Annotated in this window: 14 protein-coding genes; 7 read left to right on the plus strand and 7 right to left on the minus strand. The window is 68.6% G+C overall.

Going from position 1 to position 18,483, the window contains the following annotated elements; all coding sequences use genetic code 11:
* Nucleotides 1–7 precede the first annotated feature (7 nt).
* Together QPK29_RS26615 and QPK29_RS26620 are read left to right on the plus strand one after the other, a co-directional pair.
* Nucleotides 8–1,018: a histone deacetylase family protein gene (locus tag QPK29_RS26615; protein ID WP_371770463.1), complete on the plus strand. Its 1,011-nt coding sequence runs from the start codon at nucleotides 8–10 to the stop codon at nucleotides 1,016–1,018.
* Nucleotides 1,019–1,031: 13 nt separating this feature from the next.
* On the plus strand, nucleotides 1,032–1,493 hold the full coding sequence (locus QPK29_RS26620) for a GNAT family N-acetyltransferase (RefSeq protein ID WP_371770464.1): 462 nt from the start codon (nucleotides 1,032–1,034) through the stop codon (nucleotides 1,491–1,493).
* On the opposite strand, the gene QPK29_RS26625 is transcribed toward QPK29_RS26620, so the two are convergent.
* From QPK29_RS26625 to QPK29_RS26640, 4 genes are all read right to left on the minus strand, one after another.
* Nucleotides 1,486–2,790 carry an MFS family transporter gene (locus QPK29_RS26625; RefSeq protein WP_056133966.1) on the minus strand — a complete coding sequence of 435 codons (1,305 nt, stop codon included), beginning with the start codon at nucleotides 2,788–2,790 and terminating at the stop codon, nucleotides 1,486–1,488. The two genes, QPK29_RS26620 and QPK29_RS26625, sit on opposite strands and share 8 nt — an antisense overlap.
* Nucleotides 2,791–2,826: 36 nt before the next feature.
* Nucleotides 2,827–4,974: a PEP-CTERM sorting domain-containing protein gene (locus tag QPK29_RS26630; protein ID WP_371770465.1), complete on the minus strand. Its 2,148-nt coding sequence runs from the start codon at nucleotides 4,972–4,974 to the stop codon at nucleotides 2,827–2,829.
* A 90-nt stretch (nucleotides 4,975–5,064) separates the two neighbouring features.
* Nucleotides 5,065–6,285, minus strand: a complete 1,221-nt coding sequence (locus QPK29_RS26635) for a sensor histidine kinase (protein ID WP_371770466.1) — start codon at nucleotides 6,283–6,285, stop codon at nucleotides 5,065–5,067.
* Nucleotides 6,275–7,609: a sigma-54-dependent transcriptional regulator gene (locus QPK29_RS26640; RefSeq protein WP_371770467.1), complete on the minus strand. Its 1,335-nt coding sequence runs from the start codon at nucleotides 7,607–7,609 to the stop codon at nucleotides 6,275–6,277. The genes QPK29_RS26635 and QPK29_RS26640 overlap by 11 nt, the downstream gene beginning before the upstream one ends.
* A 160-nt stretch (nucleotides 7,610–7,769) precedes the next feature.
* On the opposite strand from QPK29_RS26640, the gene QPK29_RS26645 reads away from it, so the two are divergent.
* Genes QPK29_RS26645 through QPK29_RS26655 form a run of 3 tightly spaced genes read left to right on the plus strand, consistent with a single transcriptional unit; the run spans nucleotide 7,770 to nucleotide 12,190 of the window.
* Nucleotides 7,770–9,053 carry an efflux RND transporter periplasmic adaptor subunit gene (locus tag QPK29_RS26645; RefSeq protein WP_371770468.1) on the plus strand — a complete coding sequence of 428 codons (1,284 nt, stop codon included), beginning with the start codon at nucleotides 7,770–7,772 and terminating at the stop codon, nucleotides 9,051–9,053.
* Between the two features lie 40 nt (nucleotides 9,054–9,093).
* Nucleotides 9,094–9,774 (plus strand): ABC transporter ATP-binding protein, encoded by a 681-nt coding sequence (locus QPK29_RS26650; protein ID WP_371764137.1) that lies wholly within the window; start codon nucleotides 9,094–9,096, stop codon nucleotides 9,772–9,774.
* A gap of 10 nt (nucleotides 9,775–9,784) precedes the next feature.
* A complete protein-coding gene (locus tag QPK29_RS26655) occupies nucleotides 9,785–12,190 on the plus strand; it encodes an ABC transporter permease (protein WP_371770469.1) in 2,406 nt (801 codons plus the stop codon).
* A 1-nt stretch (nucleotide 12,191) separates the two neighbouring features.
* Here QPK29_RS26655 and QPK29_RS26660 read toward each other — a convergent pair whose 3' ends face one another.
* Both QPK29_RS26660 and QPK29_RS26665 read right to left on the minus strand, forming a co-directional pair.
* Nucleotides 12,192–12,671, minus strand: a complete 480-nt coding sequence (locus tag QPK29_RS26660; RefSeq protein ID WP_056133960.1) for an FKBP-type peptidyl-prolyl cis-trans isomerase — start codon at nucleotides 12,669–12,671, stop codon at nucleotides 12,192–12,194.
* A gap of 100 nt (nucleotides 12,672–12,771) precedes the next feature.
* Nucleotides 12,772–14,649 carry a potassium transporter Kup gene (locus tag QPK29_RS26665; RefSeq protein ID WP_371770470.1) on the minus strand — a complete coding sequence of 626 codons (1,878 nt, stop codon included), beginning with the start codon at nucleotides 14,647–14,649 and terminating at the stop codon, nucleotides 12,772–12,774.
* Between the two features lie 217 nt (nucleotides 14,650–14,866).
* On the opposite strand from QPK29_RS26665, the gene rarD reads away from it, so the two are divergent.
* Together rarD and ettA are read left to right on the plus strand one after the other, a co-directional pair.
* The gene (gene rarD / locus QPK29_RS26670; RefSeq protein WP_160407035.1) at nucleotides 14,867–15,751 is read left to right on the plus strand and encodes an EamA family transporter RarD; all 885 of its coding nucleotides are present in this window, start codon (nucleotides 14,867–14,869) and stop codon (nucleotides 15,749–15,751) included.
* 117 nt (nucleotides 15,752–15,868) lie between these two features.
* Nucleotides 15,869–17,536: an energy-dependent translational throttle protein EttA gene (gene ettA / locus QPK29_RS26675; RefSeq protein WP_056133951.1), complete on the plus strand. Its 1,668-nt coding sequence runs from the start codon at nucleotides 15,869–15,871 to the stop codon at nucleotides 17,534–17,536.
* Between the two features lie 6 nt (nucleotides 17,537–17,542).
* Here the strand turns inward: ettA and trxB are convergent, their stop codons facing one another.
* Nucleotides 17,543–18,481: a thioredoxin-disulfide reductase gene (gene trxB / locus QPK29_RS26680; RefSeq protein ID WP_056133948.1), complete on the minus strand. Its 939-nt coding sequence runs from the start codon at nucleotides 18,479–18,481 to the stop codon at nucleotides 17,543–17,545.
* Between the last annotated feature and the right edge of the window lie 2 nt (nucleotides 18,482–18,483).

The raw sequence follows: 18,483 nt of genomic DNA on the forward strand, positions 1-18,483 counted from the left end.
GCTCTTCTTGCTCACCTTTTTCAACGAACACCACGCCCAGCACGCCCCCGCATCGGAACCGCCCGAGCGCATCGACGTCGTGGCGAACGAGTTCACGCGACGTGGCCTGGGCCGCATCGTCACCCCGCACGGCGTGCCCCTGACGTCGCTGGAACGCATCCATACGCCCCGCTACCTGCACTTCCTGCGCAGCGCGTGGAACGAGTGGCTGTCGCTCGACCCGCGCAACGCCGAGCGCGATCTCGTCCCCTCCGTGTGGCCCGGCCAGGGCATGCGCCGCGACGTCGAACCGGATACGTTCACGGGCCGCCTCGGCCTGTACGCGTTCGACAGTACGACGCCGCTGACGGCCGGCACGTGGACCGCCGCGAAGAACGGCGCCGACTGCGCGATCAATGCGGCGCACGCGCTGCGCCTGGGCGAGCGCGGCACGTTCGCGCTCACGCGTCCGCCCGGCCATCACGCCGGCGCCGACTACTGCGGCGGCTTCTGCTTCCTGAACAATGCCGCGCTGGCGGCCCAGCACCTGCTCGACGACGGCCTGCAGCGCGTGGCCATCCTCGACATCGACTACCACCACGGCAACGGCACGCAAGACATCTTTTATCGCCGCAAGGACGTGCTGGTCGCGTCGATCCACGCCGACCCGCGCACGGATTACCCGTACTATGCGGGCCACGCCGACGAGACGGGCGCCGGCGCGGGCCTCGGCGTCAACCTGAACGTGCCGCTGCCGCGCGGAACGGCGGCGGCGCAGTGGTTCCTCGCGCTGGAAACGGCCTGCGTGAAGATGGCGGGCTTTTCTCCGCAGGCGCTCGTCGTCTCGCTGGGCGTCGACGGTTTCAGCGGCGACCCGCGCTCGCACTTCGGCCTCGCCAGCGGCGATTTTCTGCGCATCGGCGAGCGCATCGGCTTTCTCGGCCTGCCGACCGTCTTCGTGTTCGAAGGCGGCTCGGTCGTGCCCGAACTCGGCATCAACGTGGTCAACGTGCTCGAAGGTTTCGAGACGGCAGCCTGACAAGGAAACGACAATGATCGAATGGCAGTGGAGCGGTTTTGCCGACCTGACGGCGGCAGAACTGTACGAGATGCTGGCGCTGCGCCAGCAGGTGTTCGTGCTCGAGCAGGCGTGCCTGTACCCGGACATCGACGGCCTCGATCCGGGCGCGCATCACCTGCTCGGCTGGCGCACCGTCGACGGCAAGCGCGAACTGGCGGCCACCCTGCGCTGCCTGGCGCCGGGCGCGAAATACGAGGAGATGTCGCTGGGCCGCGTCGTCATCAGCCCGTCCACGCGCGGCACGGGCCTGGGCCGCGAACTGGTCGCGCAAGGCATCGCGTGCGCGCAACGGCTGCATCCCGGCCACGCGATCCGCATCGGCGCCCAGGCGCACCTGGAGGCGTTCTATGGGAGCTTCGGCTTCGTCACGGTGTCCGCGCCGTACGACGAGGACGGCATCATGCACATCGACATGGTGCGCACCGCTACTTAAGAAGGCCGGCCTTGGTCGGATCCGGCATGCGGATCGCGACGAGGCAGGCCAGCGCGCACATGACGCTCACGTACCAGTAGAAATACGGCTCGTGGCCGGCCTGCTTGAACCACAGCGCCACGTATTCCGCCGAGCCGCCGAAGATCGCGTTGGCGACCGCATACGACAGGCCCACGCCCAGCGCGCGCACTTCGACCGGGAACATCTCGGCCTTGATCAGGCCACCGATCGACGTGTACAGGCTGATGATCGCCAGCGCGCACACGATCAGCGCGCCGGCAGTCAGCGGGCTCGATACGTTACGCAATGCCATCATGATCGGCGTCGTGAACACGGCGGCCAGCGCACCGAAGGCGATCATCGACGTGCGCCGGCCGATGCGGTCGGACAGCGCGCCGAACGCCGGCTGCAGCAACATGTAGACCAGCAGGCAGACGGTCATGATGCGGCTCGCCGTCTCCGTGCTCATGCCGGCCGTGTTGACGAGGTATTTCTGCATGTACGTCGTGAACGCGTAGAAGATCAGCGAGCCGCCGGCCGTGAAGCCCAGCACCGTGACGAACGCGCGCCGGTGGTGCTTCAGCAGCGACGCGACGCTGCCCGCGGCCTCGCTCTTGCGCTCGCTGGCGGTGGTCGTCTCGTGCAGCGAACGGCGCAGGTACAGCGACACGAGGGCGGCGCAGGCGCCGACGACGAACGGGATGCGCCAGCCCCAGGCCTTCAGTTCGTCATGCGTGAGCAGCAATTGCAGGATGCCCAGCACGAGCAGCGCCGCGAGCTGGCCACCGATCAGGGTCACGTACTGGAACGACGCGAAGAACCCCTTGCGCCCCGGCTCGGCCACCTCGCTCATGTAGGTGGCGCTGGTGCCATACTCTCCGCCAACGGACAGGCCCTGGAACAGGCGCGCCACCAGCAGCAGCATGGGCGCCGCCGTGCCGATGCTGGCATAGGTCGGCAGCGCGGCGATCATCAGCGAGCCGCCGCACATCATGAGCACGGAAATCATCATCGCGTTGCGTCGGCCGTAGCGGTCGGCGATGCGGCCGAACAGCCAGCCGCCGATCGGGCGCATCAGGAAGCCCGCCGCGAAGATGCCGGCCGTGTTCAGGAGCTGGGTCGTCGGATTGCCTTTCGGGAAGAAGGCAGACGAGAAATACAGGGCGCAGAACGAATAGATGTAGAAGTCGAACCACTCCACCAGGTTGCCGGACGACGCGCCGACGATGGCGAACACGCGCTGGCGCGATGTGAGATGTTCGATGGCATGCGGGTCTGCTGTATCCGTCGTGGTCATTGCTACCTCCGGGTTCGGACCCAGCATAGCAGTTCCTCAATTTTTACGGCGCCACAACAGTACGGGGATGCCTGCTAGCAGCAAAAACGCCGCCGCCGGCTCCGGCACGGGCGTGAGCAGGACCGGCGCGCAATACCCGAAGTCGCTGCAGCTGTTGGCCACGATCTGGCCGGCATCGTTGATGCCGACGGCGTCCATCAGCACCTGGAAGCCGAGGCCGTCCGTCACGTTGTTCAGGTCGACCAGGCTGCCGTCCGCATACACGAACGCGTGCGAGAAACCGTCCCCGACGAAGCTGGAATAACCGACCACCATGCCGGCCGCGTTGATGGCGTGGGCTTCGCCGAAGTCGCCGCCGAAGGAGCCGAGGTCGTGCATCACGCCGCCGCTGTACAGGAACGGATGCCAGACGGCCGCGGCGCCGATGAGGCTGTAGCCCGCCACCTGGCCGGCATCGTTCACGGCCTCGGCCCAGCTGAAGCCGCCGCCCAGCGTGCCGAGGTCCTGCATGGTGCCGTCGTGGTACAGGAATGCGTGGGCGCCGTCGTCCGGGAAGCCCGGGCCCGGCTGGGAACCCCCGACGATCATGCCCGCGCCGTTGATGCCCCGCGCCCGCGCATCCGTCCCGCCCAGCGTGCCGATGTCGGTCAGCGTGCCGCCGCTGTACAGGAACGCACGGCTGTTGCCGGACGCATCCGTGGAATCGCCCACGACCTGGCCCGCGGCGTTGATGCCGTACGCGATGCTCTCGCCGCCGTACAGCGTGCCGGTGCTCCGGATGTCGCCGTTGCGGTAGATGAAGCCGCGCGTAAAGTCGCCGGACAGCGAGGCGCCGACCACGGCGCCGCCGTTGGTGGCGGTCGCCCAGGCGGATGGGCCGCCCAGCGTCGGCAGGAACGTCGTCGTGCCGTCCAGCCACACGAAGGCGCGTTGCTGGTTGTCGGGATTGATGCCGCTGCCGACGACGCTGCCGTCGTTGCCGATGCCGTAGGCCGTGAAGTTTTCGGGCAGGAAGGTCGCGGTGTACAGCGGGTCGGCCAGCACGGCCGGTGCCGCCACTGCCAGGGATACGCCGAGCATCAGCGCCGGCTTCACGCGGCGCCGGCGCGCGCGCCAGGCCAGCAGGGCGAGCCCGGCGGCCAGCATTACCCAGGTGGCCGGCTCGGGCACGGCCGACACGAGGTCGAGGCGCACGTCCGCGCACGTGCCGAGGCGGCAGGCACGGCCCAGGATCCGGCCCGCGTCGTTGATGTCGGTGGCGTCGATGATCTCCCAGCCGTTCGCCCCCGTCACGAGCGTGTTCAGGTCGACCATGTGCCCGTCGAGATAGATGAAGGCGTGGTAGCCCCAGCCGACATCCGTGATGAGGTCCGACGCGCCGACGATGAGGCCCGCATTGTTCAGCGCCCGCGCATAGCCCCAGTTGCCGCCCAGCGAACCGAGGTCGACCATGTGACCGTCGCGGTACGCGAAGGGCCGCGTCAGCGCGCCGTTGTCCAGGACGACGTCCGTTTCCGACCAGCCCACCGCGAGTCCGGCGTCATTGACGTCGTAGGCTTCGCTGCGCAGGCCGCCCAGCGTGCCGAGGTCGAGCATCGTGCCGCCCTGGTAGAGATAGGCGTGGCGGTCCGGGTCGAACGTGCTGGAGGGAAGCGTGGCCGTGCCGGCCACCGTGCCGGACGCGTTGATGGCCGCGGCATAGCTCCAGTCGCCACCGAACGTGCCGATCAGGTGGATGCCCCCGCTGTCATACAGGAAGCCGCGCTGTGCCTCGCCGATGTCGGGCTGGGCATTGCCCGCGACCATGCCGGCGTCGTTGATGCCTCTCGCGTTCGAATACGCGTATATGTCGGGCAGGCTCGCGGCCACCGGCACCACGCTGCCGCCCACATACGCGAACGCGCTGCCGTTGTACGGGCTATTGCGTGAACCGGCGATGTCGCCGTGGTTATTGATCGCAAGACCGTAGCTGTCAGGCAGCACGCTGCCCAGGCTCGTGATGGTGCCGCCGGACAGGATGGCGGCCGCACCGCCGTACGTACCGACGATCTGGCCTGCGTTGTTGAGCGCGGACGGCGCGAAACCGGCAGGCAGGAAATCGAATGTATAAAGCGGATCGGCCCACGCGTGCGCGCTGGCGAAGAACGGCAACAACAGGGCGAACAGGCAACGGCGTATCGACATGGCAGGCTCCGGATGACATTCAGGCGTGCCAACGATACGGCCCGATGCGGCGCGCGGGACTGAGCCAGATCAGGCGTGCGCGGAACGCGTTCAGAACGTGATGACGAAGCGCGCGCCCCGGCTCACCGGGCGCGCGTAACGTACCGTGCCGCCATTGCCATGTACCAATTGACGCACCATTGCGAGGCCGATGCCGCCGCCCTGCTTGCGTGTCGTGAAGAAGGGCGTGAAGATGTGCGCGGCCAGCGCGTCCGGCACGCCGGGACCGTCGTCGTCGACCTCGATGCGCAGGCGCGCGCCGCGCACCAGGCGGGCGATAACGCGCGCGCGGCCGCCCGCGTCCGTCGCCTCGAACGCGTTCTTGAGCAGGTTGATCAGCGCCTGCTCGAGCTGGCCCGGGTCGGCCATCAGTTCCAGCGACGCCGGCTCCACCGAGAACGCGACGTCGCCGCCGCGCTCCCGCCAGGCCGGCCCCACCAGCGCATCGAGCCGCGCGAACAGGGCGGCCAGCTGCACCCGCTCGGGCCGCGCGTCCGGCACGTTGGACAGGCTGCGGTAGCTGGCGACGAAACCTGCCAGGCTGTCGGCGCGGCGGCCGATGGCGTCGAGCGCCGTGCCGAGGTCCGCCGCCACGTCGGCCGGCAGCGCGGGCCGCGCTTCCTCGACCAGGTCGCGCGCCGTGCGCGACAGCGACGCCACCGGCGTCAGCGAATTCATGATCTCGTGCGTGAGCACGTGCACCAGCCGGCGCCAGGCGTTCAAGGCTTCGGCTTCCAGTTCGCTCTCGACCGGCATCAGCGCGGCGAGACGCTGCGGGCGGCCGTGCAGGGTCAGCATCGACACCGTCGCCAGCGCGCGTTCGGTGCCCCGCTCGGTCTCGAACTGCAGCAAGGTGCGGTCGCCGTGCGGTTGACGCGCCAGCTGGCGGTACAGGGCCGCGGCATCGGTGGCGCGGCCCGGCGCGACCAGCTTGCGCGCGTTCGCGTTCAGCGGCTGCACGTGCTCGTCCCCGTCGATGCCGAACAGCGCGACCGGCGCGTGTTCCAGGCGCGCTTCCAGGGCCAGCGCATTGTCGACCAGGCTTTGCTGCTCGACGTTCAGCACGGCGCGGGGTTCAGGCGCGGGCAGCCGGCGCAGCGCGGCCAGCGCGGCCAGGCTGCGCCACAGGACCAGCACCGCGACCACGGCCGCCAGGGCGCACAGCACGAGGACACGCGGCACATCGCCCGCGCGGCCGGCGCCGAACGCCAGCGCCGCCAGGCCGGCCGCCGCCAGCAGCGCGACCGCCTTCGCGCGCGCTTCAGATGCCATGCTTGCCCAGCTTGCGGTACAACGCGGCGCGGCTGACGCCCAGCATGCGCGCGGCGAGGCTGATGTTGCCCCTCGCCTTGTCCAGCGCGGCGGCGATGGTGTCGCGTTCCAGTGCGCCCAGCCTGAAGTCCTGATCCTTCTCCACCTGGACGGGCGCAGGCGGCGCGGCAGGCGCGAGGCCGAAATCCTCGTAGCGGTAGTCGGCGTCGGCGCCCAGGATCACGGCGCGCTCGCACGCGTGGCGCAGCGCGCGCACGTTGCCCGGCCAGTCCCACGCGCACAGGCGGTCCAGCGCGGCCGGCGCCAGCTCGCGCACGGGCCGCTGGTACTGGCCCTCGTACAGCGACAGGTAGTGGTGCAGCAGCGCGGGGATGTCGTCGCGCCGGGCGCGCAGCGGCGGCACGCGGATCACGATCGTATTCAGGCGGAACAGCAGGTCGGCGCGGAACACGGCCGGATCGAACAGGCGGTCTTCCGCCAGGTTGGTCGCGCTGACGATGCGCACGTCGACCGGCTCGGGACGGTCGGCGCCGATCGGCGTGACTTCCCTGCGCTCGAGCGCCGTCAGCAGCCTGGCCTGCGCCGGCAGCGGCATGTTGCCGATCTCGTCGAGGAACAGCGTGCCGCCGCGCGCGGCCTGGAAGCGGCCGGCGCGGTCGCTCTTCGCGTCGGTGAACGCGCCCTTGCGGTGGCCGAACAACTCGCTCTCGAAGGTCGCCTCGGGCAGCGCGCCCATGTCCACGGCGAGAAAGGTGCCGGCGGCGCGGCGCGACGCCTGGTGGACGGCGCGCGCGACGAGCTCCTTGCCGACGCCGTTCTCGCCCAGCACCATCACGTTGGCCTCGGTGGGCGCGACACCGGCGATCATCGCCTTCACCTCGCGTATCGGCGCGGAGTCTCCCATCAGGGCCGACGCGCCGGGCACGTTCGCGGCCGTGCGGCGCGCCAGCGCGGCATCGACGGCGGCGGCGAGGCGCGCGTTGTCCCAGGGCTTGGTGATGAAGTCGACCGCACCGCGCTTCAGCGCTTCGACCGCGAGCGGCACGTCGGCATACGCGGTCAGCGCGATCACCGCGGGCGGCCGCGCCAGCGTGCGCAGGCGGTCGAGCACCGCAAGTCCCTCGGCGCCGTCGATGCGGCCCGGCGTGAAGTTCAGGTCGAGCAGGACGACGTCCGGCACGCCGTCCGCCAGCAGCGCCTCGAGGCGCGCCGGATCGTCGAGCGTGGCCACCGCGCCATGGCGGCGGCGCAGCAGCATCTGCGCGGCGCAGGCGACATCGCGGTCGTCGTCGAGGATCAGGAGGCGGGTGCGGGATTCAACCATCGGGCCATTCTAGCAGCGCGCATCGGGGCGTTGTACTGCCCGGCGGTCACCTGTCCGGAAGCGCACAGGGGTACCTGTCCGGATCCGGACAGTCGCGCGACAAAACCCCTGCCGGCACGGGCAAAACGGTCGTGGCACGGGGCTTGCAAACAATGCCGGCATGACCAATCCATCTCCCCACCTCGTCACCGGCGCCGCCATGGACGTGCGCGTTCCGGTCCGGCGCGGCCGTTTCGTTCTGCGCGCCGGCGCGCTGCTGGCCGCCCTCTCCCTGGCCGCCTTCGCCGCGTGGCAGGCCTTGCCGCACGGGCTGCAGGTGGCAGCGCGCGACGTGCGCATCGCCCGCGTCGCGCCGGGTGTCTTCCGCGACGAGATCGTCGTGCGCGCCAGTGCCGAACCATTCAGCGCCATCGTGCTCGACTCCGTCGAATCCGGCCGCGTCGAGGCAGTGATCGCGCACGACGGCCAGCACGTGGCGAAAGGCGATTTGCTGTTCCGCCTGTCGAACCCGCAGCGCAACCTGGAACTGCTGGCGCGCCAGACCGAGTACGCGCAGCAGATCTCGAACCTCGCGACCCTGCGCGTGGCGCAGGAAGCCAGCCGCACCGACCACCAGCGCCGCCTGGCGGACCTGGAATTCGCGCTGGAGCAGGCGCGCAAGCAGCATGCGCGCAACGCCAGCCTGGCCGCGCGCGGCTTCCTGTCCACGGCCGCGCTGGAGGATGCCGCCGACAAGCTCGCGCAGCAGCGCCGCCTGCTGGACGACGAACGGGCCAGCAGCGCCGCCGAGGAACAGGTGCGCGGTCGCGTGCTGCAGCAGATCGAAGGCGTGATCGCGGGCCTGCAGGCGGGCCTGAAGCTCGTGAACGCGACCGTCGACGCGCTGGCCGTGCGCGCGCCGGCGGCCGGCGTGCTGACCGATTTCCGGCTGCTCGTCGGCGAGACGGTGCGCCCCGACCAGCGCATCGGCCGCATCGACGATCCGCAGCGCTTCAAGCTGGTCGCGCAGGTCGACGAGTTCTATCTCAGCCGCGTCACGACCGGACGCCCGGGCCTGGCGGTCCAGGACGGCGCCAGGTATCCGCTGCGCGTCGCCACGATCTACCCGCAGGTCAAGGACGGCCGCTTCACCGTCGAGATGGTGTTCACGGGCCCGCAGCCGCCCGTGATCAGCCCCGGCCAGGGCCTGGACGCGCGCCTGACCCTGGGCGAGCCGGCACGGGCCCTGCTGCTGCCCCAGGGCGCCTATGCCGGCGACGGCGGCGGCGCCTGGGTGTTCGTGGCGGCGCCGGACGGCCGCCACGCCGAACGGCGCACCGTGCGCCTGGGGCGCCGCAACGACACGCAGGTGGAAGTCCTGTCCGGACTGGCCGCCGGCGAGGACGTCATCGTGTCCGGCTACACATCGTTCGGCAAGGCCGGACGGCTGGAATTGACGAAGTGACCCGCACCCTCCAACATCACATCAACCACGAAAGAACGACATGCTCCGACTATCAGGCGTCAGCAAGATCCACACGGCGGGCGAAGTCCGCACCACGGCCCTCGACCGCATCGACCTCGAGATCGCGGCCGGCGAATACGTGGCCATCACGGGGCCGTCCGGCTGCGGCAAGTCCACGCTGCTGTCCGTCCTCGGGCTGCTCGATGTGCCGACGTCCGGCGAGTACTGGTTCGAGGGCCGTAACGTCGCCGGCTGGAGCGAGGCGAAGCTGAACGCGCTGCGGCGCGGGAAGATCGGTTTCATTTTCCAGAGCTTCAACCTGATCGAGGAATTGACGGTGTTCGAGAACGTCGAACTCGCGCTCGAATACACGGGCATGCCCGCGGCCGAGCGCCGGCGGCGCGTGCGCGACATGCTCGATCGCCTGGGCGTGGCGCACCGCGCCGGGCACCGGCCGTCGCAGCTGTCGGGCGGCCAGCAGCAGCGCGTGGCGATCGCGCGCGCCCTCGTGGCCGGGCCGGCGATGCTGCTCGCCGACGAACCGACCGGCAACCTCGACACGGCGCACGGCGACGACGTCATGCGCCTCCTGCGGAACATCAACGCCGAGGGCACGACGGTCGTGATGGTCACGCACTCGCCCGCGCACGCGGCGCAGGCGTCGCGCACGTTGCGCCTGCTAGACGGCCGCATCGTCGTCGACGCGCTGCTGGCGGCATAAGGAGGCCACGATGAATTTGCGCGATTTCCGCATCGGCTGGCGCCTGCTCGTCAAGGAGCCGGCCTATTCCGCGGTGGTGGTGCTCGGCCTGGCGGTCGGCATCGCCGTGTGCTTTTTGCTGCTCGGCTTCGTGCGCCACTCGTTTTCGTACGACGAGCACGTGCCGGAACGCGAACGCGTCGTCCAGTTGCAGCAGAGATGGAACCTGGCCCTGCTCGGCAACGAGTGGGATACCGCCACCGGCCTGCCCGCGCTCGAGGCGGCGAAGGCGAGCGGCCAGCCAGTGCTCGGCACCGCCTTCCTCAACTTCGGCCTCAATGTGCGCGTGGATGGCCGGGTCCGGAGCATCGGCGTCACGCTGGTCGATCCCGACTTCGAGAAGATCTTCGCGCCGCGCGTGCTGGCGGGCGACCTGCACGAGGCCCTCACGCGACCGGAGGCGCTGGCGCTGACCGCGGACACCGCACTGAAGGTGTTCGGGCGCGCCGATGCGGTCGGGCGAACGCTGCAGGGCGATGGCCGCACCTACGTGGTGGTGGCCATCGTGGCCGACCCGCCCGCAGCCACCACGATGTCGTTCGGAGGCCTGGCCGGCAGGGGCAGCGCGATCATGCCGACCGACATGCGCGCGTCCGTCTCCGGCACGTGGGGCCGCTCGGCCGGCCGGATCTACCTCAAGCTGCTGCCCGGTGCCGACGCCGATGCGGTTCTCGACGCCGTGCGGCGCAGCCTGCGCGCGTCGCCGCTCGTGCAGCACGATTACGTCCAGCAGGTGGCGGCGCTGGGCGGGCGCGACCTGATCGATTACCGCCTGCAGCCGATCGCCGACGTATACCTGGCGCCCGACCTGAACGACCTGTTCGCGCCGCACGGCAACCGCCAGGGCGTGATCGGCCTGGGCGCCGTCGCCGTGCTGGTGCTGCTGCTGGCCACGGCCAACTACGTCAACCTGGCCACCGTGCGCACGCTGGCGCGCCAGCGCGAGATCGCCGTGCGCAAGGTGCTCGGGGCTTCCGCGCAAGCCGTGGCGCGCCAGTTCCTGGCCGAGTCGGTGCTGGTCTGCCTGCTCGCGACAGTCCTCGGCCTGCTGCTGGCATGGCTGCTGTTGCCTGTGTTCGAGGACCTGGTGCAGCGCAGGCTGGACGGCATGTTCGGCCCCGCCCCGCTAGCGGCGACGCTGGCGCTGGGCATGCTGCTCGGCCTGGCCGCCGGCGCCTACCCCACCTGGTCGGCACTGCGCGTACGAGCCACCGCCGCGCTGGCCGGACGCGGCGCCGGAGAAACCGCGCGCGGCCTGTGGATCCGGCGCGCGCTGACCACGCTGCAGTTCGGCGTTGCCATCGGCCTGACGGCCACGACACTTGCCGTCGCCTGGCAGACACGCTACGTCAGCACGCTCGATCCCGGCTTCGATACGGCCCCGCTGCTGATGTTCCCGGCCGATAACGACCTGCGCGACCCGCGCACGCAAGCCTTGCGCGACGCCGTCGCGCGCCTGCCGGGCGTCGCGGGCGTGGCGGTCTCGAACCTGCCATTCAGCGTCGGTCACAACATCACGTCGATGCGCCACGCCGGCGGCACAGCCTCCGACCTCAACGTCTACAGCGTCGACCCGGCGTTCTTCGACGTCTACGGCGTCAAGCCCATCGCCGGGCGCCTGTACTCGCCCAGGTTCGATAAGGTGAACGACGACGACCGCGTGGTGCTCAACGTGGCGGCGGCACGCCAGCTCGGCTTCGCGTCTCCGCGCGCCGCGGTCGGGCAGGTCGTGACGTTTAGCGGGGGCAGCCGGCCGATGCAGGTCGTGGGCGTTGCGCCGGATCTGCGCCAGCGTTCGGCGCGCGACGGCCAGCAGCCGAGTGTGTTCCTCCTGCGCGACCGCATCGGCGGGTTCACGGTGCGCTGCAGCGGCGACGTTGACGCGGTCAGGCGCGCGATCCTGGCCCTGTGGCCGCGTTACTTCCCCAACGAAGGGCTGGACGTCGTGCGCGTGGCGACGCTCATGTCAGACATGTTCTATGCCGACGACCTGCGTCTCGCCAAGCTTCTGGCGGCATCGAGCGCGATCGCGACGGCGATCGCCGCCTTCGGCATCTACGTGCTGGCCGCGTACAGCGTGCGCCGGCGCGAACGGGAGATCGTGCTGCGCAAGCTGTATGGGGCCGGCATTGCTGCGATCGCAAAACTGGTGGCGCGCGAGTTCGCCGTGCTGGTCGGCGCCGGCGCGGTGCTGGGATTACCGTTCGCGTGGGTGGCGATCCAGCGCTGGCTGGGCGGGTTCACCGAGCGTGCGCCGATCGGCGGCTGGACGCTCGCCGCCGCGCTGCTGGTGGCGGGCGTGGTGGCGCTGGTGTCGACCCTGCGCCACGCGCTGGCGGCGGTGCGGATCCGCCCCGCTAGCGCGCTGCGCGAATGAATCAGCAGGCCGCGCTGCCGCAGACTTTGACCAGTTCGACTTCGAACACGAGGCCGGTGTTGCCCGGGATTGCGCCCGGCACGCCGCCCACGCCGTAACCCAGGCTGCTCGGGATCAGGATCGTGCGCTTGCCGCCGACCTTCATGCCCTGCACGCCCTGGCCGAAGCCGGGGATCACGGATTCGTTGGTGTTCACGGCGCCGATGACGAAAGTGAACGGCTTGCCCGGCAACGACGCGTCGAACTTGGTGCCCTTGAAGTCGGCCGCGGCGGCGCTGTACAGCCAGCCCGTGTAGTTGACCTGCACGCGCGCGCCGTTGACGGCTTCGGCACCGGTGCCGATCGCGATGTCGGTCTTGGTCAGCGCGGCGGGATTGTTGACGACGGGAGGGGTGGTGCTGCCCGAATCGCCACCGCCGCCGCATGCGGACAGGCTCAGGATGGCGGCGAAGGCGGCGGCCAGTGGGAAGGACAGTTTCATGGGACTCCTACAGGACAGGTTGGTTATCGGATGGAAACCCGAACCTTACCAACCTGCCCTGCAAGCGTCTGTGGGGGATTTGTATGCCTTTGTAATCCGCTCAGATTTCGACCTGGGTGCCGAGTTCGATGACGCGGTTGCTCGGAATCTGATAATAATCCGCGGCCGTGCGGGCGTTGCGCTGCATCGCCACGTACAGGTGCTCCCTCCACGGCATCATGCCCTGCCCCGGCACCGAGATCACGGTCTGGCGCGCGATGAAGAACGACGTCTCCATCATCTCGAACTCGAGGCCGCAGGCGGCGCACAGGCGCAGGATGTCCGGGATGTCCGCTTCGTCCTTGAAGCCGTAGGTCACGTTCAGCTGGTAGCAGTTGTGGCCCAGCGGGACGACCTCGACCTGCTCGCTCTCGGGCACGTACGGCTCTTCGCGGATGCGCACCGTGAGGAACACGACGCGCTCGTGCAGCACCTTGTTGTGCAGGAGGTTGTGCAGCAGCGCGTGCGGCACGCCGTCGGTTTCGCCGCGCAGGAAGATGGCGGTGCCGGACACGCGGTCGGGCGGCGCCACGAACAGCGACTGCAGGAAGTCGTCGAGCGGGATCGCGTGCTTTTCCAGGTTCTCGAACACGAGTTCGCGGCCGCGCTTCCACGTCAGCATCGTCGTCAGCAGGATCGCGCCGAGCAGCAGCGGGAACCAGCCGCCGTGCAGCAGCTTCAGCGTGCTGGCCGAGAACAGCATGATGTCCATCGCCATGAAGAAGCCGGTGGCGCCGAAGCACAGCCACAGCGGCAGGTGCCAGCGGTAGCGGATCACGAAGAACGTCAGGATCGTCGTCGCGAACATGGTCGCCGTCACCGCGATGCCGTAGGCGCCGGCCAGCTTGTCCGACGAACCGAAGCCGACGACCGCCAGCAGCACGACGATCAGCTGCAGCCAGTTCACGGCCGGGATGTAGATCTGGCCGATCTCGCTTTCCGACGTGTGCATCACGCGCATGCGCGGCAGCAGGCCCAGCGCGATCGCCTGGCGCGTCATCGAGAACGTGCCGGAGATCGTGGCCTGCGACGCGATCACGGTCGCCATCGTCGACAGCAGCACCAGCGGCAGCACGCTCCAGCTGCCCAGCTGGTGGAAGAACGGGTTCTCGAGCGCTTCCGGATGCGTGATCAACAGGCCGCCCTGGCCCAGGTAGTTCAGCGCGAGCGCGGGGAACACGACCATGAACCACGCGAAGCGGATCGGCTTCTTGCCGAAGTGGCCCATGTCCGCGTACAGCGCCTCGGCGCCGGTGAATGCCAGCACGACGGCGCCCAGCGCGACGAACGCGATCATCTTCTCGCGCAGCATGAACTCGAACGCGTGCAGCGGGTTCAACGCGTGCAGGATCACGGGCGCCTGCACGATGTTGATGACGCCCATGACGGCCAGCGCGGCGAACCACACGACCATGACTGGGCCGAACCAGCGGCCGATGCCGGCCGTGCCGTGGCGCTGCACGCTGTACAGCCCCACCAGCACGACGATCGTCAGCGGCACGACGTATTTTTCCAGGCCGGGCGTGGCCACTTCGAGACCTTCGATCGCGCCCAGCACGGAGATCGCCGGCGTGATCACGCTGTCGCCGTAGAACATGGTGGCGCCGAACACGCCCAGCACCATCAGCACGTAATGCCAGCGCGACGTGCGCGTGACGGAATTCAGCGCGAGCGCCATCAGGGCCATGATGCCGCCCTCGCCGCGGTTGTCCGCACGCAGCACCAGCGTGACGTATTTGAGGGAGACGATCATCGTCAGGCCCCAGAAGATCAGGGACACGATGCCCAGCAGGTTCGGCGTGGTCAGGACCAGGCCGTGGACGGGATCGAAGATGGTCTTGAGCGTGTACAGCGGGCTGGTACCGATGTCGCCGTAGACGATACCGACCGCCGCCAGCGTCAGCCCTGCCAGGCTGCTTTTCTTATGTTCTGCCGTCAAGGTTTCACCGTTTTGTTGTTCTGGTGCGTTGCACAATAGAATAATTGACAAGGAAAAACAAGAGCGCGACCTTTTGCTCGGCCGCTATTTTCTCAAAGTCTGCATCAATGGAAGCAGGCCGAGCGCACGCCTCGGTTGCCGCAAACGGCGGGCCCGCCAGCAAGGCTGCGTCCGTTCAAGGATAATGTCAGACCGCTCACCCGTATCACGCCTCCCCATGAACACCGGCATCCTGTCCGCCGCCCTCGCCTTCCTGTGCTGGGGCCTGTTTCCGTTGTATTTCCACGCCATCGACGAAGTGCCGCCGCTGCAGATCCTCGCGCACCGCATGCTGTGGTCGCTGCTCTTCCTCGTGATCGTGCTCGCCGTGCGCCGCCAGTGGGCCTGGCTGAACCTCGTGCGCCAGCCGCGCGTGTTCGGCAGCTTCGTCGCGTCGGCCCTGCTGCTCAGCGTCAACTGGCTCATCTACATCTGGGCCGTGAACAACAGCCACGTCATCGAGGCCAGCCTCGGCTATTTCATCAATCCGCTCGTCAACATCATGTTCGGCTCGATGCTGCTGAACGAACGCCTGCGGCGCACGCAATGGATGGCGATCGGCGTGGCGGCGCTGGGTGTCGCCTGGCTGACGTGGCAGGCCGGCACCGTGCCCTGGGTCGCGCTGGCGCTGGCCGTGTCGTTCGGCGGCTATGGCCTGCTGCGCAAGACGGCCGCGCTCGGCGCGCTGGAGGGCCTGTCGTTCGAGACGATGGTGCTGTTCCCGCTCGCGGCCGCCTACGTCGTCTGGCTCAGCGTGCACGGCCAGAACACCTTCATCAACACGGACTCGAACACGACGCGCCTGCTGCTCGTCGCGGCCGGGCCGATCACGGCGATCCCGCTGCTGCTGTTCGCGGCGGGCGCGAGAAAAATCCCGCTGTCGATCGTCGGCCTGCTGCAATACATGTCGCCCACCCTGCAATTCCTGCTGGGCGTATGGCTGTTCCACGAAGCGTTCACGGCGGACCGCCTCGTCGGCTTCGTGCTGATCTGGCTCGCGCTGGCCCTGTTCGCCGCCGAAGGCTTGCTGAATCGCCCGCAGCCGGTGGCCAAAGAGGCTTGATCAACATCAAACCGGGGTCAGAGCCCGAATTTTGGCAATTTCCCAAAATCGGGCTCTGACCCCGGTGTTTTACAGTATCCTGTCGTCCTTATTTTACGAGATAGAAGTACATTACTAATGGCCAATTACGTCTACACCATGAACCGCGTGGGCAAGATCGTCCCACCGAAACGCCAGATCCTGAAGGACATTTCGCTGTCGTTCTTCCCGGGCGCGAAGATCGGCGTGCTGGGCCTGAACGGCTCGGGCAAATCGACCCTGCTGAAGATCATGGCCGGTATCGACACCGACATCCAGGGCGAAGCGCGCCCGATGCCGGGCCTGAACATCGGCTACCTGCCGCAGGAACCGCAGCTCGATCCGGAAAAAACCGTGCGCCAGGAAGTGGAGAGCGGCCTGGGTGAAGCCTTCGAGGCGCAGGCCAAGCTGGAAGCCGTGTACGCGGCCTACGCCGAGGAAGACGCCGATTTCGACGCGCTGGCCAAGGAGCAGGAGCGCCTGGAATCGATCATCGCCGCGTCCGACGGCGGCAACCTGAACCTGCAACTGGAAATGGCCGCCGACGCGCTGCGCCTGCCGCCGTGGGATGCGAAGATCGGCGTGCTGTCCGGCGGCGAGAAGCGCCGCGTGGCGCTGTGCAAGCTGCTGCTGTCCAAGCCCGACATGCTGCTGCTCGACGAACCGACCAACCACCTGGACGCCGAATCCGTCGAGTGGCTGGAGCAGTTCCTGCTGCGTTTCCCGGGCACCGTCGTCGGCATCACCCACGACCGCTACTTCCTCGACAACGCCGCCGAATGGATCCTGGAACTGGACCGCGGCCACGGCATCCCCTGGAAGGGCAATTACTCGTCCTGGCTGGAGCAGAAGGAAGCCCGCCTGAAGCAGGAAGAAGCAACGGAATCCGCGCGCCAGAAGGCGCTGGCAAAAGAACTGGAATGGGCGCGCCAGAATCCGAAGGCACGCCAGGCCAAGTCGAAGGCGCGTCTCGCCCGCTTCAACGAACTGTCCGAATACGAATACCAGAAGCGCAACGAGACGCAGGAGATCTTCATCCCCGTCGCGGAACGCCTGGGCAACGAAGTCATCGAGTTCAAGAACGTCTCGAAAGCGTTCGGCGACCGCCTGCTGATCGACAACCTGTCGTTCACCGTGCCGCCGGGCGCGATCGTCGGCATCATCGGCCCGAACGGCGCCGGTAAGTCGACGCTGTTCCGCATGATCGCGGGCATCGAGCAGCCGGACAGCGGCGAAGTCGTCATCGGCAAGACCGCGAAGGTCTCGCTCGTCGACCAGTCGCGCGACAGCCTCGCCGCGAACAAGACCGTGTTCGAAGACGTCTCCGGCGGTGCCGACATGCTGTCCGTCGGCCGCTTCGAGATGCCGTCGCGCGCCTACCTGGGTCGCTTCAACTTCAAGGGCGCGGACCAGCAGAAACTGGTCGGCAACCTGTCGGGCGGTGAACGCGGCCGCCTGCACCTGGCCAAGACGCTGCTCAAGGGCGGCAACGTGCTGCTGCTGGACGAACCGTCGAACGACCTGGACGTCGAAACCCTGCGCGCGCTGGAAGACGCGCTGCTGGAATTCGCGGGCAGCGTGATGGTCATCTCGCACGACCGCTGGTTCCTCGACCGCATCGCCACCCACATCCTCGCGTTCGAAGGCGAGTCGCAGGTCACCTTCTTCAACGGTAACTACCAGGAGTACGAAGCCGACAAGAAGAAGCGCCTCGGCGAAGAAGGCGCCAAGCCGAAGCGGATCCGCTACAAGCCGCTCACCAGCTAAGCTGCGTCACTCCTCCAGATAGCGCTGGGCATCCAGCGCCGCCATGCACCCGCTGGCGGCGCTGGTGATCGCCTGCCGGTAGATGTGGTCCTGCACGTCGCCGGCCGCGAACACGCCGGGCACGCTCGTGGCGGTCGCCAGGCCGTTGCGTCCCGCGCGCGTCACGATGTACCCGTTCTCCATCTCCAGCTGACCCGCGAAGAGGCCCGTATTCGGCTGGTGGCCGATGGCCACGAACACGCCATGCACGGGCAGCACGCGGATGCCGCCGCGCTCACCGCGCAGGCGCAGCGTGTGCACGCCGGCCGCGTCGCCCAGCACCTCGTCCAGCGTGTGGTTCCACAGGACGTCCACCTTGCCCTCTTCCACGCGCGCCAGCAGGCGCTCGACAAGAATCGCTTCCGCGCGCAGGTGGTCGCGGCGGTGTACCACCGTCACCCTGGACGCGATGTTCGACAAATACAGCGCCTCCTCCACGGCCGTGTTGCCGCCGCCGATCACGGCAACTTCCTTCCCACGATAAAAGAAGCCGTCGCACGTGGCGCAGGCCGAGACGCCGCGGCCCATGAAGGCCTGCTCCGACGGCAGGCCCAGGTAGCGCGCGGATGCGCCCGTCGCGATGATCAGCGCATCGCACGTGTAGTCGCCCTGGTCGCCGGACAGGCGCAGCGGCCGCTCGTGCAAGTGCGCCGTGTGGATGTGGTCGAAAACGATCTGCGTCTCGAAGCGCCGTGCGTGCAATTCGAAGCGGCGCATCAGGTCGGGGCCCTGCACGCCGTCCGGGTCGGCGGGCCAGTTTTCGACGTCGGTCGTCGTCATCAGTTGTCCGCCCTGCGCGACGCCGGTGACGAGCAGCGGGTTCAGGTTGGCGCGCGCCGCGTACACGGCGGCGGAATAGCCTGCCGGGCCGGAACCCAGGATCAGGACCTTGGCATGTTTTTTCATGA

Origin of the sequence: Massilia orientalis (assembly GCF_030411975.2) — a bacterium.
In the GTDB taxonomy this organism is placed as follows: domain Bacteria; phylum Pseudomonadota; class Gammaproteobacteria; order Burkholderiales; family Burkholderiaceae_D; genus Telluria; species Telluria orientalis.

Excerpts from the sequence above, each read along its gene's own strand:
- QPK29_RS26650 (WP_371764137.1), top strand. The coding sequence starts at position 9,094 with ATGCTCCGACTATCAGGCGTCAGCAAGATCCACACGGCGGGCGAAGTC.
- QPK29_RS26645 (WP_371770468.1), top strand. The coding sequence starts at position 7,770 with ATGACCAATCCATCTCCCCACCTCGTCACCGGCGCCGCCATGGACGTG.
- QPK29_RS26620 (WP_371770464.1), top strand. The coding sequence starts at position 1,032 with ATGATCGAATGGCAGTGGAGCGGTTTTGCCGACCTGACGGCGGCAGAA.
- QPK29_RS26625 (WP_056133966.1), bottom strand. The coding sequence starts at position 2,790 with ATGACCACGACGGATACAGCAGACCCGCATGCCATCGAACATCTCACA.
- QPK29_RS26635 (WP_371770466.1), bottom strand. The coding sequence starts at position 6,285 with ATGGCATCTGAAGCGCGCGCGAAGGCGGTCGCGCTGCTGGCGGCGGCC.
- ettA (WP_056133951.1), top strand. The coding sequence starts at position 15,869 with ATGGCCAATTACGTCTACACCATGAACCGCGTGGGCAAGATCGTCCCA.
- QPK29_RS26630 (WP_371770465.1), bottom strand. The coding sequence starts at position 4,974 with ATGTCGATACGCCGTTGCCTGTTCGCCCTGTTGTTGCCGTTCTTCGCC.
- QPK29_RS26640 (WP_371770467.1), bottom strand. The coding sequence starts at position 7,609 with ATGGTTGAATCCCGCACCCGCCTCCTGATCCTCGACGACGACCGCGAT.
- rarD (WP_160407035.1), top strand. The coding sequence starts at position 14,867 with ATGAACACCGGCATCCTGTCCGCCGCCCTCGCCTTCCTGTGCTGGGGC.
- trxB (WP_056133948.1), bottom strand. The coding sequence starts at position 18,481 with ATGAAAAAACATGCCAAGGTCCTGATCCTGGGTTCCGGCCCGGCAGGC.
- QPK29_RS26655 (WP_371770469.1), top strand. The coding sequence starts at position 9,785 with ATGAATTTGCGCGATTTCCGCATCGGCTGGCGCCTGCTCGTCAAGGAG.
- QPK29_RS26660 (WP_056133960.1), bottom strand. The coding sequence starts at position 12,671 with ATGAAACTGTCCTTCCCACTGGCCGCCGCCTTCGCCGCCATCCTGAGC.